Genomic DNA, 14,403 nt, shown 5'->3' with positions numbered 1-14,403 from the left:
AAATAGACTATGTAAAAATCAGCTATTCAAATGTAGCCTAAAAACAGGCAGTCAGCGTATGGCATGCCTTAGCGAGTAGGCATGCCATAGCGCGGTGATTGCGCCCCGCACCGGGCGTGTACCGCTTAATATAGCGGTAAGCTGAAAGGGGAAAAACCCCGCTTTAACGGTTTTGTAACGAAAATGCGGGGTAGGTCCAGAGGCTGATGGAGCCGTAGGTGGGTAGATAAGGGAAATCAGGCTAGCTCGACGTCCCCTTTTAGCTGGCAACTGCAGGCCAGTACATAGCCGTTTTCAATTTCTTCCGGCGTCAACGTCATGGTGCTGCTGGTGGTGTAGTGGCCGCTGAGAATTCGTGTTTTGCAGCTACCGCATACGCCAGCGCGACAGGCGGCATTCACCGGTAACTGATGACTTTCCAGTGCCGCCAGCAGGCTGATACCGACTGGAACTTTCACTTGCTGTAATGAATGGCGAATAGTCATCGTGAGTTGTTCGCCGTCATCATCCCCCACCATATCCGGGGCACCGAACTGCTCTTTAAATATACGATCGCGTGGCACACCGGCCTGTAAGCAGAACGTTTCTACCTGCTGCATATACGGCTGCGGACCGCAGGTCATTACGGTACGGCGGGTGATATCGGGTACCTGCTGTTGCAGCACCGATTCCGTCAGACGTCCGCTGAGGAAACCGGCATTTGCCTGTTGCTCTGCCATCAGCGTGAGTTGCAGTTGCTGCGGGTAACGCTGACAGAGCGTTTGCCACTCCGCAGCAAAAATCACGTGTTGCGGGTCGCGGACGTTGAAAATGACCTGAATGTCGGTGTGTGGGCGATTCGCCAGCAGCCAGCGGGTCATCGACATAATCGGCGTGACACCACAACCCGCAGCCAGCATCAGGTAATGGTCACTGACGGCGTGGGTGCAGGTGAATTCGCCTTGTGCGTCGGAGATCCACAAATAATCACCGGGTTTTACCTGTTCTGTCAGCCAGCGTGAGCCGACGCCGTTTTCCAGCCGCCGTACGGTGAACGTGATAAAGGGACTGACTCCCGGTGACGAAGACAAGGTATAGGCACGCAGCGTTTCGCTACTGTTGGCGATGCTGACCAGTGCGTACTGGCCGGGTTGCCAGGGATAAAAATCGTGGTTAATCAGCGAAATCGTCCAGACATCCGGCGTTTCCTGATGAAGGGAGTGCACCTGCATGCGGTTAGGGCATTGCGGGGTAGGCATAGTCATGGGGAGTCTCCATAACAGCCTTCCGCCGGGTTGCGGCGGAAGGTGAAGGTCAACAAACCGATCAGGCGGTGAGGATATCGTTCAGGTCTTGCTCAACGGTCGTGATGGAGCGCATACCGAATTTCTCGTTCAGGATGGCCAGCAGCGACGGTGTCAGGAAGCCCGGTGCGGTAGGGCCGGTGTAGATATTTTTCACACCCAGCGCCAGCAGTGTCAGCAGGATGACAATCGCTTTTTGCTCGAACCATGACAGCACCAGACTCAGCGGCAAATCGTTGACGCCGCAGCCCAGTTTTTCTGCCAGATTGACCGCCAGCATGATGGCGGAGTAGGCGTCGTTACACTGACCGACATCCAGCAGACGCGGTAAGCCTTCCAGTGTACCGAAATCCAGCTTGTTGAAGCGGTATTTGCCGCACGCCAGCGTCATGATCAGGCAGTCTTGCGGTACGCTACGGGCGAAATCGGTGTAGTAGCTACGTTCGGTACGGCTACCGTCGCAACCGCCAACCAAAAAGACATGGCGCAGTTTTTTGCTGGCGACCAGATCAATCACGGTATCTGCCGCATTTAGCAGCGTCTGGCGGCCAAACCCGACGGTAATCAGGTGTTCAATCTCACTGTACGGGAAGCCCGGCAGTTGTTGTGCCTGGGCGATGACGGCGCTGAAATCGTCTCCTTCGAGATGTTGAGCGCCCGGCCAGCCGACGATACTACGGGTCCAGATACGGTCGGTATACTGGCCTACGTTAGGGTCGATGATGCAGTTGGAGGTCATCAGGATCGGGCCGGGGAATTTGGCGAATTCGGTTTGCTGGTTCTGCCAGCCGCTGCCGTAATTACCGACCAGATGGGAGAATTTTTTCAATTCCGGGTAACCGTGCGCTGGCAGCATTTCACCGTGGGTATAAATATTGATCCCGGTCCCTTCGGTTTGTTCCAGCAGCATGCGCAGGTCTTTCAGGTCGTGGCCGGAGATCAGGATGGCTTTGCCTGCCACCGGACGGACGTTAACCTGAGTCGGTTGCGGATGGCCGTAGGCGGAGGTTTCCCCCTGATCCAGAATCGCCATCACGTTGAAGTTCATTTTGCCGATAGCCATGGCATTGCCGAGCAGCGTATCGACATCGGTAGGCGCGGTGCCAAGCCAGGCCATAAATGCATGGTAGTCGGCGTATAAGGCGTCATCATGTTGCCCCAGTACGTGGGCGTGTTCCATGTAGGCCGCCGCGCCTTTCAGGCCATACAGGCACAGCATGCGCAGCCCGTGGATATCGTCGCCAATCGCGGCTTTATCTTTGTTCAGCGCGAACTCGGCAGACTGCTGTAACAGGGTCGGGATGTCGTCGCCCGCCAGTTGCAGTTCCGCCATCGGGTGGTCGACGGTAACACTGGCGTCTTTCAGACGGCAACGGGTTGCCAGACCTTCGCGCAGACTAATGGCTTCGCGGGCATAACCGATGATGCGCGGCGAGTCAAAGTTTACGTTGGTCAGGGTAGAGAAGAAGGCGCGAGGAGCAAAGCTGTCGATGTCGTGATCGATAATGCCCAGCGCGCGTGCCTGCAACGCCCAGGCCGATAATCCCTGGAGAACAGCGACCAGCAGGTCTTGCAGGTCAGAGGTTTCAGCGGTTTTACCGCACATGCCTTGCGCGTAGGCGCAGCCGTTGCTGGCTGGGGTTCGGATGGTCTGTTCACATTGCACACAATACATGATGGCTTCCTTTATTAAAGTTGCATTTGTAATGCCTGTTATGAGAATAGAACGGTTGCGGGTGTCTAAAAAGGCTTTTTATATGCAATTTAAGGTGAACTTGATTTAGCGCAATTTTCACCTGTGGATGAAAATCACTCGCATCTGTGGGGCATTTTTATGCGTCGCGAGGCAGATCCGAGGCATAGGGCTTGACCCTGTTGTGCTTTTATCGTCATGCTCATCAGGAAAGCACAGCACTGGAGGCACGGATGTATCTGGAAAGAGTCGAGATTGTTGGATTCCGGGGCATTAACCGACTGTCGCTAACACTGGATGAGAATACGGTTCTGATCGGTGAAAACGCCTGGGGAAAGTCCAGCTTGTTGGATGCGCTTTCGCTGCTGTTGACACCGTCGCCGCCGCTTTATCACTTCGATCTGCAGGATTTTCATTTTACACCCGGCGATGAAACCAGCCGGGAACGTCACCTGCAGGTGATCTTTACGTTTTGTGAGTCTGCCCCGGGTCATCACCTGGCTCCCCGTTACCGCTCTCTATCACCGGTCTGGATTAAAGGTGAAGGACGATTGCACCGTATTTTTTATCGTCTGGAAGGGGAAATGGATGAAAGTCAGGCGATTTTTACCTGGCGCAGTTTTCTGGACGCTAATGGACAGGCGTTGGCGTTGGACAATATCGACTGGCTGGCCAGCGAAATCGTGCGCCTGCATCCGGTGTTGCGGCTGCGCGACGCCCGTTTTATCCGCCGCTTCCGCACCGGTACATTGATGCCGCAAGTCGATGATAATGAGCTGTTATCACGCCAGTTCGAAACACTGGTGCGAGAATTGGCGCAGAATCCCAATCGGCTGACGAATCAGGAACTGCGTCAGGGGTTGGTGGCGATGCGCCAACTGGTGGAGCACTATTTTTCTGAGCAGGGTGCTGACCCGAACGACAGGCGCCATCATCGTCATGCGCGGGCTGGTAATGGCCGGGCCTGGCGCTCGCTGGATAACATCAACCGTATGATTTCCGGCTCTCACAATCGCAGCCGCCGCATTATTCTGCTGGAGCTGTTTTCTACGTTGTTGCAGGCCAAAGGTTCCGCCGTGTTAGACCCACACGCCAGACCCCTGCTGTTGATAGAAGACCCGGAAACCCGCTTGCATCCGATCATGCTGTCGGTGGCATGGGGACTGCTGACGCAATTGCCATTACAGAAAATCACTACCACGAATTCCGGCGAGCTGCTGTCACTGGTGCCGGTAGAGCAGGTGTGCCGCTTGGTACGCGAGTCGGCGAAGGTGGCGACCTATCGTATCGGTCGGCAGGGCATGACGCAGGAAGACAGCCGCCGTATTACCTTCCATATTCGGTTTAATCGCCCGACATCGCTGTTTGCGCGCTGCTGGTTGCTGGTAGAAGGCGAAACCGAGGTCTGGATGCTTAGCGAACTGGCGCGTCAGTGCGGGCACCATTTTGAAGCGGAAGGGGTGCGTGTTATCGAATTTGCGCAGGCAGGGCTAAGACCGCTACTGAAATTCGCCTATCGCATGGGGATCGAATGGCATGTGCTGGTGGATGGCGATGACGCCGGGAAAAAATACGCGGCTACTGCTCGTAGCCTGTTGCAGTCGCAAGGGGAATCCGAGCGTGACCACCTGACGATGTTGCCAGCCCTGGATATGGAACATTTTATGTATCGCAATGGGTTTAGCCAGGTCTATCACCGGGTGGCGCAATTACCGGAACCGGTGCCGTTATCAGCGGCTAAAATCATTACCAAGGCAATTCATCGGACGTCGAAGCCGGATCTGGCGATTGAGGTCGCGATAGAGGCTGCATCACTGGGGGAATCGGCAATCCCGCCGCTGATTCGCAGCATGTTTTCTCGAGTATTATGGCTGGCGCGCGGACGGGCGGATTAAGAGCCTGGCGTAGTAGGCTAAGAATACCGGCCACCCGAGGGCGGCCGGTATGGGAGTCGTTTGACCTGGTCTCAGGAATTAAAGGAGAAAGACCGGAAAGCGTAAGGTGAGCATTCAGGCGACCGTTTCACCGGCGATCGGTACGATCAGACTGGCGTGATTTCCTTTCGGTCCCTGGTGCACGGTAAATTGCACGACCTGACCTGCTTTTAGCGTCCTGTAGCCGTCCATCTGAATGGTTGAATAGTGGGCGAAAATATCTTCACCACCGCTTTCGGGGCAAATAAAGCCAAAGCCTTTGGCGTTATTGAACCATTTAACAGTACCTGTCTCCATGCATCTTCATCCTTCGCTAGAGTGTTCTCTAAGGTGAGTTTATTGGGTTAAGGCAAACCGAATTGATTAAAACATCATCAATCCAACTCTACACTCTATTGAAATCACCTTTGCCGTCAAGCGCCCGGTTCGGACACGTTGCAGCAGGTTTGTGAAAATTTGATGCAGGTAACGCTATCGACAGGTTTTATTGCCGTTAATATCAGGAAGGGAGTTTGTGGGGCCAGAGCGATTTTGAGCGGGCGGTGATACAATAAAAATCAGGTATGCTGCTGTAATGACAGACAGCGATTAAGTATCAGAACTGATTTTGGGTAGAAGATGGGAAATCATAGCACTGGGCCACAGACCGACGACTTGACTAAAGAGCATTATACTGAAGCCTTGCAACCGCCATCGATGTATAAAGTGATACTTAACAATGACGATTACACGCCGATGGAATTTGTTATTGACGTTCTGCAAAAGTTCTTTTCTTATGATATTGAACGTGCAACGCAACTGATGCTTACGGTTCACTATCAGGGCAAGGCCATCTGCGGTGTATATAGCGCCGAAGTGGCTGAAACCAAAGTGGCGCAAGTGAACCGCTATGCCAGGGAGAACGAGCATCCGTTGCTCTGTACGCTGGAAAAGGCCTGAATAGAGGGCAATTTATTGGGGGAGGTGCCTATGCTCAATCAAGAACTGGAACTCAGTCTCAACATGGCTTTCGCCAGAGCGCGCGAGCACCGGCATGAGTTTATGACCGTGGAGCATCTGTTGCTGGCGTTGCTCAGTAACCCCTCCGCACGAGAGGCCCTGGAGGCCTGTACTGTCGATCTGACGGTTCTGCGTCAGGAACTGGAAACCTTTATCGAACAAACCACGCCTACGCTGCCACAAAACGATGAAGAGCGTGATACACAACCCACACTGAGCTTTCAGCGCGTGTTGCAACGCGCGGTGTTCCACGTGCAATCGTCGGGGCGCAGTGAGGTGTCGGGTGCCAACGTTCTGGTCGCCATCTTCAGTGAGCAGGAGTCACAGGCCGCCTATCTGCTGCGTAAACACGACGTCAGCCGGTTGGATGTAGTGAATTTCATTTCCCATGGTACGCGCAAAGAAGAGTCCGGCCCGGCTGCAAATCCGGAGAATCCGGTTAACGAAGAACAGGCTGGCGGGGAGGAGCGTATGGAAAACTTCACTACAAATCTCAACCAGCTTGCCCGAGTGGGTGGCATCGACCCGTTGATTGGCCGTGACAGCGAGTTGGAGCGCACCATTCAGGTATTGTGCCGCCGTCGTAAAAACAACCCCTTGTTGGTCGGCGAATCCGGTGTGGGGAAAACCGCTATTGCTGAGGGGCTGGCCTGGCGCATTGTGCAGGGCGACGTACCGGAAGTCATGGCTGGCTGCACGATCTACTCGCTGGATATCGGCTCCTTACTGGCCGGTACCAAATACCGTGGTGACTTTGAGAAGCGCTTTAAATCGCTGCTCAAACAACTGGAGCAGGATCAGAGCAGCATCCTGTTTATCGATGAAATCCATACCATTATCGGGGCCGGTGCGGCGTCCGGTGGTCAGGTGGATGCGGCTAATTTGATTAAACCGTTGCTGTCTAGCGGCAAGATTCGCGTGGTAGGTTCCACCACTTATCAGGAATTCAGCAATATCTTTGAAAAGGATCGTGCGCTGGCCCGCCGCTTCCAGAAGATCGATATCACTGAGCCGAGTGTGGAAGAAACGGTACAGATCATTAACGGTCTGAAGACGAAATACGAAGCGCACCATGATGTGCGGTATACCGCTAAAGCGATTCGCGCCGCAGTAGAACTGGCGGTGAAATACATCAACGATCGTCATTTGCCGGATAAGGCCATCGACGTTATCGATGAAGCGGGTGCGCGCTGCCGTCTGTTGCCAGCCAGCAAACGCAAGAAAACTGTCAATGTGGCGGATATTGAATCGGTGGTTGCCCGTATCGCGCGTATTCCGGAGAAAACTGTCTCCGCCAGTGATCGTGATGTGCTGCGTAGTCTGAGTGACCGTCTGAAAATGCTGGTCTTTGGACAGGATAAAGCTATCGAAGCGCTGACCGAAGCCATCAAGATGAGCCGTGCAGGGCTGGGCCATGAGCGTAAGCCTGTCGGGTCATTCCTGTTCGCCGGGCCTACGGGGGTGGGGAAAACCGAAGTCACGGTGCAACTGGCGAAAGCGCTGGATATCGAGTTGTTACGCTTCGATATGTCAGAGTACATGGAACGCCATACGGTCAGTCGTTTGATTGGTGCCCCTCCGGGTTATGTCGGTTACGATCAGGGCGGTTTGCTGACCGATGCGGTCATCAAACACCCGCATTCGGTATTGTTGCTTGATGAAATCGAGAAGGCACACCCGGATGTATTCAACCTGCTGTTGCAGGTGATGGATAACGGGACGCTGACGGATAACAATGGTCGCAAAGCGGATTTCCGTAATGTGATCGTTGTGATGACCACTAACGCCGGGGTGCGTGAAACCCAACGTAAGTCGATTGGCCTCATCCAGCAGGATAACAGCAGCGATGCGATGGAAGAGATCAAGAAGGTCTTTACGCCGGAATTCCGCAACCGTCTCGATGGCATCATCTGGTTCAACCATTTGTCGGCAGAGGTGATCCAGCAGGTTGTCGACAAATTCATCGTCGAACTGCAGGCGCAACTGGATGCCAAAGGCGTGTCGTTGGAAGTCAGCGAGGAAGCACGCAACTGGCTGGCAGAAAAAGGCTACGACAAAGCGATGGGTGCCCGGCCGATGGCGCGAGTCATTCAGGAAAACCTCAAGAAACCGTTGGCGAATGAGTTACTGTTCGGCTCGCTGGTGGACGGCGGCTCTGTGAAGGTGGAACTGGATAACGCTGCCCAGCAACTGACTTACCGTTTCCTGAGCGCCCAGAAAAACAAGGCGGAAGGTGTGGTTCACTGAGTGGGTTTAACGGAGTGTGTGGCACTGAGGTAAGCACACTCCTCAAACCAAATAGGTTTCACACCGATATACAACACCTCGAATGAAAATAGAAAGGGCATCGACAGATGCCCTTTTTCATGACGGTATGACCGTCTTTGTGTGCCCACGGGCACCCGAGTCGTTTGAATTAATAGGTGGGTAAGTAACGTGCCGCCTTAAAATGCAAACGCCCTCGCCAGAGGCAAGGGCTGAAAGGTAAACATACCGGCCTATCGCTTCAGACGATAGTGCGGTTGTTAACGGCTACGGAAGACAATGCGGCCTTTGCTCAGGTCGTACGGGGTCAGTTCCACAGTCACTTTGTCACCCGTCAGGATGCGGATATAGTTTTTACGCATTTTACCGGAGATATGAGCGGTAACCACGTGCCCGTTTTCCAGCTCAACGCGGAACATGGTGTTGGGCAGCGTATCCAGCACGGTGCCTTGCATTTCAATATTGTCTTCTTTGGCCATCGAGTCCTCTAGGTGTAATTACCTTAGTTTTTAACCGGCAAGATAATGCCGAAAAACCCTCATTATGTAAAGGCGCGTGAGCAGCCACCGTTCATTTATCGCCCGCGGATGTCGTCCCGACAAGGGGAGAAGGCAGTGACTGCGGGTGCCAGCATCCGTCGAGTAAGACCTTATGTTGCAACTGCTGCAGCCAGTGCAGAAACTCGCGTCTGGGGATATCTGTCGCTCCCAGAGAGGCTGTGTGGTCGTTAAGTACCTGACAGTCAATCAATTGGCCGCCGTGATGCACAAAGTGCTGCAGAAACGTCGTCAGAGCGTATTTGGAGGCATTGTCCGCCCGGCTGAACATGGATTCGCCGCAAAACAGCGCACCCTGAGCGATGCCGTATAACCCACCGACCAGGTGTTCACCGTGCCAGACCTCAACCGAATGGGCCACACCTGCCGAATGCAACTGGCAATAGGTACGAATAATCTCTTCACCAATCCAGGTACCTTCTTCGCGTTCACTGGCACACGCAGAGATCACGGCCTCAAACGCCTGATTGAGCGTGACACGATAATCGGCGCGGCGCATGAATTTCCGCATGCTGCGGCTAAGGTGAAATTGCGCCGGAAACAACACCGCCCGTGGGTCAGGGCACCACCATAGAATGGGGTCGTCCTGAGAAAACCACGGGAAAATGCCTTGCCGATAGGCACTTAAGACCCGTTCTGGCGACAAGTCGCCGCCGTAAGCCAGCAGACCATTAGGGTCGCGCAGTGCCGTTTGTGGATCGGGAAACTGCAGTGAGAACGGGGAGAGTTCACACAGTAGCATGCTCACCTCAGCCTACAGGTGTTGATGAAATTGCCAGTAGCGCCCCTGCAGCGCCATCAGGCTGTGATGTGACCCCTGTTCTAGCAGTTTTCCACCATCCATCACGAACAACCTGTCCATGCTTTCCAATCCGTTAAGACGGTGGGTAATGACGATCAGGGTCTTACCAAGACAGTGTTGCCGCAACAATTGCAGTATACGCTGTTCGGTATCGGCATCGAGCCCTTCGGTAGGTTCATCCAGTAACACTAACGGGGCCGGGTGGAGTAGGGCTCGTGCCACGCCAATACGGCGTTGTTCGCCGCCGGAGAGCTGGCGTCCCCCTTCGCCCAGCCAGGCGTTCAGCCCCTGGTCATCCAGCAATTTTTCCAGCCCAACCTGAGTGAGCACGGTGCTGAGCTGCTCGTCGCTGGCAGACGGTGCCGCCAGACGCAGGTTTTCCCGCAATGTCGCACTGAAAATATGCACCCGTTGTGGCACTACGCTCATGGCATCACGCAATGTCGATTCCGGCCATGCCGCAAGCGGCGTGTCATTCAGGCGAATTTCGCCAGTGCTGCAATTCCAGGCCCGGGTCAGTAACTGCAACAAGGTCGACTTACCACAGCCTGTGCGACCAAGCAGAACGACATGCTCGCCCGGTGTCAGCGTGAGCGACACGCCGCTCAGCGCCGGTTGGTTTTGTTCCGGGTAGGTAAAACTCACGTTATCCACCGTAAGCTGAACCTGTTTTACCTGTTCAGGCCCCTGGGTGGGGAAAGTGACCGATGGGCGTAATGTCAGTAATTGGTTAACCCGTGTGGCGGAGGCCACCACATGGCCGATGTGTTGAAATGCACCCGCCACAGGGGCGAGTGTTTCGAATGCGGCAAGGGCGGTAAACACAAATAGCGCAATGAGCGCTCCTGGCTGACTATAACCACCTACGCCACCAGCAGCCAGCCATAACAGCAGGGTGGCGGTCAGGCCGCTGGCCGCAATCAGGACAGCTTGCGACAGTGCACTGAGTCCGGCTTGTTGGCGCTGTCGTTCAAACCAGCGCTGTTCCAGCATTTCCAACTGCTGACGAAAAAGTGTCAATGCGCCGAAGACAGCCAGCTCCGCCTGCCCCTGAATCCAGGTCGTTAGTTGTACCCGGTAATGCGCACGCAACACGGTCAGATCAGTGCCGATAGGTTGCCCGGCACGATAAAAAACCAACGGTAGCACCACCAGCAACGCCATCATGATGGCTGCCAGCGTTAACGCCAGCGAAGTATCCAGAAAGCTAAGCCCATAGGCCAGCGCCACAATTACCACCAGTGCGCTGATCAGCGGTGAAATGACGCGCAGGTAGAGGTGATCCAGTGTATCTACGTCTGCGACCAGCCGGTTGAGCAGTTCTGCCTGGCGAAAACGAACCAACCCACCAGGTGACAACGGCAGAATACGGCTAAAGGTGAACACCCTAAGATGCAGCAAGACGCGGAAAGTCGCGTCGTGGCTTACCAGCCGCTCAAAGTAACGGCTGACGGTACGCAGGATAGCCGCGCCCCGCACACCCGCAGCGGGCAGCATATAGTTGAACGTGGCTAATCCGGCCAGTCCAGCCAGCGCTGACGCGGCCAGAAACCAACCTGACAGTGTTAACAGACCGATACTGGCCAGCAATGTAAGAATCGCCAGAATGATGCCCAGTCCGAGCCGAAAAAAGTGGCGGCGATACAACGCCAAAAAGGGTTTAAGTACCTGCATTACGCGAATTTTTTCCATCTTACAGTTCCCCCCGGCGGTGCGTCAGTAGCGTGGCGAAGGGGCCGGCTACCTGACTCAGTGTGAGGTAATCGCCTTGCTGGACTAACTGCCCATCGACCATGACCCAGACGGCATCGTAGTCGCGAATTTCGCTGAGCTGGTGTGTCACCAGCAGAGTAGTCTGCGAACGTGAGGCATCGTTTAGTGCACTCATCACCCGTTGCTCACTGTGTGCATCCAGACTGGCGGAAGGTTCATCCAACAACAGCAATCGACATGGATGAAGCAGCGCACGCGCCAGCGCGACCCGCTGTGCCTGACCGACCGATAGTCGGGCAGCACCGTCGCCCAGTGGCGTGTCCAGGCCTTGCGGTAACTGCGGCAAAAATTCGTGGACATAAGCGCGCTCAAGCGCCTGTTGCAGCGCCTGCTCCGAGGCATCTGGTCGTCCCAGCAACACATTCTGTCGTAAAGTCGATTCGGGCAAATGCGGATTTTGTCCCACCCAACTTAGGTGTTGTCGCCATGACGTGGGTGATAGGGTGTGCAATTCTTCACCGTTGACAGTGATTGAGCCGCGATACGGCAGGAAACCTAACAGCAGATTCAGCAGCGAGCTTTTCCCGGCACCACTCGGACCGACCAGTGCGACGCGTTGACCGGCTTCCAGCCTGAAGCTCAGCGGTCCTGCCAGCGTCTTGCCTTCAGGCGACAAGATAATGAGTTCATCGGCGATGAGCGTGACAGGGGCATCACTGTGAAAAAGGTGCGTACCGCTTCCGGTTTCTTCGCTAGCGGCCATCATAAAGCGGTGCAACGCTTCTGCGGCACCAATCGCCTGCGCTTTGGCATGGTAGAAGGTGCCAAGGTCGCGTAACGGTTGAAAGAATTCCGGTGCCAGAATCAGTACCAGGAAACCGGCAAACAAGGTGACTCCGGTACCGTAACTGCCGAAATGTAACTCGCCAAGGTAGGAAAAACCAAAATAGACGGCGACTACCGCGATGGAGATGGAAGCGAAAAACTCCAGCACGCCGGAAGAGAGGAAGGCCATACGCAATACTTCCATGGTCCGGCTGCGGAATTGCTCGGATGCCTGACGAATCTGTTCGACCTCTGCTTCACCGCGATGGAACAGGCGCAGCGTGTCCAGACCGCGTAATCGATCAAGAAAGTTACCGCTCAGTCTGGCCAATGCCTGAAAATTACGGCGGTTAGCGTCGGCTGCACCCATACCAACCATCGCCATGAACAGCGGGATCAACGGCGCGGTTATTAGCAGGATTAACCCTGCCGCCCAGTTCACCGGAAACACAACAATCAGTATCAGTACCGGGATGATCACGGCCAGATACATTTGCGGCAGGTAGCGAGCATAGTAATCATGCATGTCGTCGACCTGCTCCAGAATCAGCGTCGCCCAACTTCCCGCCGGTTTACCTTGAATCCAGGCTGGCCCCAGTTGCTGCAGGCGGTCCAATACTTGCTGGCGGATATGTTGGCGAATGGTTTGTCCGCAGCGAAAACCAACACGCTCACGTACCCAACTGACTAAGGCTCGTAATACGAAAGTGGCTGCCAGTAGCAGGAATGTCATCACTACGTGATTTCGCGGCGTATGGTCGATAATCAGTGCGTGCAGCAGTGATGCCAATAGCCATGCCTGCGCCATAATCAGCAGGCCGCTTACCATGCCCAGCAGGAGAGACAGTCGTAGCCAGCGATGTGCCAGGCGGCTTTGCTGTTTCAGCCAGTGGGTCAGTTCTCGTTGTCGGGTGTCTTTCATCAGGTGCCGATCGGTTCCAGTTGCTACATGAAAATAACGCTTATGTAGCCGTTACTTAACACAATCATGTGTGTAATGGCTGTTGTGGCGTCATGTTACCTCGGTGTTGGGGTTGTGCAAATGAAAAGCCGATGCCGGGGTGGGGAGCGATCAATTTTTATCTCGGCGGCAGGCAATAAAAAACCCGGTCATGATCACGACCGGGTCTGGAAGGCGGGCAAGGCCAGTAATGATTACTTGGCGAGCGCGTCTAAATAGCGTTCAGCATCCAAGGCCGCCATGCAGCCGGTACCGGCAGAGGTAATGGCCTGGCGATAAATATGGTCCATCACATCACCAGCGGCGAAGACACCGGGAATGCTGGTTTGTGTGGCGTTACCGTGAATACCGGATTGCACCTTGATGTAGCCGTTTTCCAACGCCAACTGGTCGCCAAAAATAGCGGTATTCGGGCTGTGGCCGATAGCGATAAATACCCCAGCGACATCCAGCTGTTCGGTTGCTTCGCCAGTGGCTTCACGTAGGCGCACACCGGTTACGCCCATTTCGTCACCCAGCACTTCATCCAGCGTGCGATTGGTGTGCAGAACGATATTGCCGCTGTTGACCTTGGCCATCAGACGGTCGATCAGAATTTTTTCTGCACGGAAACTGTCGCGGCGGTGAATCAGATGCACTTCAGCGGCGATATTGGACAGGTACAGCGCTTCTTCGACGGCGGTGTTGCCACCGCCGACGACCGCCACTTTCTGGTTGCGATAGAAGAAACCGTCACAGGTAGCACAGGCAGAGACCCCTTTGCCTTTGAAAGCGTCTTCAGACGGCAGCCCCAGATAGCGGGCAGATGCACCGGTAGCGATGATCAAGGCATCACAGGTGTACTCGTCGCTGTCGCCAAACAGGCGGAATGGGCGAGTTTGTAGATCAACGCGTGTGATGTGATCAAACACGATTTCGGTATTGAACTTGACTGCATGAGCGTGCATGCGCTCCATGAGCAACGGACCGGTGAGGTCATCCGCGTCACCAGGCCAGTTTTCCACTTCAGTGGTGGTCGTCAACTGACCGCCTTTTTCCATCCCGGTGATCAGCAGTGGACTTAGGTTTGCCCGCGCAGCATAGACCGCGGCGGTATAGCCTGCCGGGCCTGAACCCAGAATCAATAGTTTACGATGTTTGGCAGTGCTCATGAGTTCCTCATTTCACTCGAACGGACGATGTAGCCGATTGTAAGGAAATTACCTGCGTAAAAAAAGTGTGGAGAAATGTTGTTGGCTATTAGTCCAATCGTTACGAAATATCAGCAGGCGCGGGTAACGCGTCTACTTGGCGGCAGATGACGTATGAAAACGCTGCACTAATGGAGTGCAGAGGCTGAATCTGGCACTTTCTTCTGATTTTAATTGTTTT

Annotated in this window: 11 protein-coding genes; 3 read left to right on the top strand and 8 right to left on the bottom strand. The window is 54.6% G+C overall.

Features of this window, described 5'->3' with window-relative positions:
* Positions 1 to 236: 236 nt before the first annotated feature.
* Entirely contained in the window at positions 237 to 1,244 is a 1,008-nt protein-coding gene (gene hcr, locus DZE2538_RS10630; RefSeq protein ID WP_038916302.1) for an NADH oxidoreductase, read from the bottom strand.
* A gap of 61 nt (positions 1,245 to 1,305) precedes the next feature.
* On the bottom strand, positions 1,306 to 2,958 hold the full coding sequence (hcp, locus tag DZE2538_RS10625) for a hydroxylamine reductase (RefSeq protein ID WP_012884973.1): 1,653 nt from the start codon (positions 2,956 to 2,958) through the stop codon (positions 1,306 to 1,308).
* Between the two features lie 251 nt (positions 2,959 to 3,209).
* Between hcp and DZE2538_RS10620 the strand changes: the two genes are divergently transcribed.
* Positions 3,210 to 4,871, top strand: coding sequence for an ATP-dependent endonuclease (locus tag DZE2538_RS10620; RefSeq protein WP_012884972.1), 1,662 nt, complete (start codon positions 3,210 to 3,212; stop codon positions 4,869 to 4,871).
* Between the two features lie 114 nt (positions 4,872 to 4,985).
* Here DZE2538_RS10620 and cspD read toward each other — a convergent pair whose 3' ends face one another.
* The gene (gene cspD / locus DZE2538_RS10615) at positions 4,986 to 5,207 is read right to left on the bottom strand and encodes a cold shock-like protein CspD (RefSeq protein ID WP_038914074.1); all 222 of its coding nucleotides are present in this window, start codon (positions 5,205 to 5,207) and stop codon (positions 4,986 to 4,988) included.
* Between the two features lie 321 nt (positions 5,208 to 5,528).
* Here cspD and clpS point away from each other — a divergent pair, with 321 nt between their 5' ends.
* Positions 5,529 to 5,849 carry an ATP-dependent Clp protease adapter ClpS gene (gene clpS / locus DZE2538_RS10610; RefSeq protein ID WP_012884971.1) on the top strand — a complete coding sequence of 107 codons (321 nt, stop codon included), beginning with the start codon at positions 5,529 to 5,531 and terminating at the stop codon, positions 5,847 to 5,849.
* A 30-nt stretch (positions 5,850 to 5,879) separates the two neighbouring features.
* Positions 5,880 to 8,156, top strand: a complete 2,277-nt coding sequence (gene clpA, locus DZE2538_RS10605) for an ATP-dependent Clp protease ATP-binding subunit ClpA (protein ID WP_019845739.1) — start codon at positions 5,880 to 5,882, stop codon at positions 8,154 to 8,156.
* A gap of 278 nt (positions 8,157 to 8,434) precedes the next feature.
* On the opposite strand, the gene infA is transcribed toward clpA, so the two are convergent.
* From infA to trxB, 5 genes are all read right to left on the bottom strand, one after another.
* Positions 8,435 to 8,653: a translation initiation factor IF-1 gene (gene infA / locus DZE2538_RS10600; RefSeq protein WP_002211347.1), complete on the bottom strand. Its 219-nt coding sequence runs from the start codon at positions 8,651 to 8,653 to the stop codon at positions 8,435 to 8,437.
* Positions 8,654 to 8,744: 91 nt separating this feature from the next.
* On the bottom strand, positions 8,745 to 9,473 hold the full coding sequence (gene aat, locus DZE2538_RS10595) for a leucyl/phenylalanyl-tRNA--protein transferase (protein WP_038914073.1): 729 nt from the start codon (positions 9,471 to 9,473) through the stop codon (positions 8,745 to 8,747).
* A gap of 12 nt (positions 9,474 to 9,485) precedes the next feature.
* Complete coding sequence (cydC, locus tag DZE2538_RS10590) at positions 9,486 to 11,207, bottom strand: heme ABC transporter ATP-binding protein/permease CydC (RefSeq protein ID WP_038917164.1); 1,722 nt, start codon at positions 11,205 to 11,207, stop codon at positions 9,486 to 9,488.
* A gap of 19 nt (positions 11,208 to 11,226) precedes the next feature.
* Positions 11,227 to 12,993 (bottom strand): heme ABC transporter permease/ATP-binding protein CydD, encoded by a 1,767-nt coding sequence (gene cydD / locus DZE2538_RS10585; protein ID WP_038916301.1) that lies wholly within the window; start codon positions 12,991 to 12,993, stop codon positions 11,227 to 11,229.
* Positions 12,994 to 13,226: 233 nt separating this feature from the next.
* Positions 13,227 to 14,183, bottom strand: coding sequence for a thioredoxin-disulfide reductase (gene trxB / locus DZE2538_RS10580; protein WP_019845743.1), 957 nt, complete (start codon positions 14,181 to 14,183; stop codon positions 13,227 to 13,229).
* Positions 14,184 to 14,403: the final 220 nt, after the last annotated feature.

Source organism: Dickeya zeae NCPPB 2538, assembly GCF_000406165.1.
GTDB lineage: Bacteria > Pseudomonadota > Gammaproteobacteria > Enterobacterales > Enterobacteriaceae > Dickeya > Dickeya zeae.
Note: the sequence above shows the minus strand (reverse complement) of the source record. Positions and strands in the feature narration are given on the sequence as shown.

Coding starts and splice junctions, on each gene's coding strand:
- hcr (WP_038916302.1), bottom strand. CDS start 1,244: ATGACTATGCCTACCCCGCAATGCCCTAACCGCATGCAGGTGCACTCC.
- clpS (WP_012884971.1), top strand. CDS start 5,529: ATGGGAAATCATAGCACTGGGCCACAGACCGACGACTTGACTAAAGAG.
- hcp (WP_012884973.1), bottom strand. CDS start 2,958: ATGTATTGTGTGCAATGTGAACAGACCATCCGAACCCCAGCCAGCAAC.
- clpA (WP_019845739.1), top strand. CDS start 5,880: ATGCTCAATCAAGAACTGGAACTCAGTCTCAACATGGCTTTCGCCAGA.
- cydC (WP_038917164.1), bottom strand. CDS start 11,207: ATGCAGGTACTTAAACCCTTTTTGGCGTTGTATCGCCGCCACTTTTTT.
- infA (WP_002211347.1), bottom strand. CDS start 8,653: ATGGCCAAAGAAGACAATATTGAAATGCAAGGCACCGTGCTGGATACG.
- cydD (WP_038916301.1), bottom strand. CDS start 12,993: ATGAAAGACACCCGACAACGAGAACTGACCCACTGGCTGAAACAGCAA.
- cspD (WP_038914074.1), bottom strand. CDS start 5,207: ATGGAGACAGGTACTGTTAAATGGTTCAATAACGCCAAAGGCTTTGGC.
- aat (WP_038914073.1), bottom strand. CDS start 9,473: ATGCTACTGTGTGAACTCTCCCCGTTCTCACTGCAGTTTCCCGATCCA.
- trxB (WP_019845743.1), bottom strand. CDS start 14,183: ATGAGCACTGCCAAACATCGTAAACTATTGATTCTGGGTTCAGGCCCG.
- DZE2538_RS10620 (WP_012884972.1), top strand. CDS start 3,210: ATGTATCTGGAAAGAGTCGAGATTGTTGGATTCCGGGGCATTAACCGA.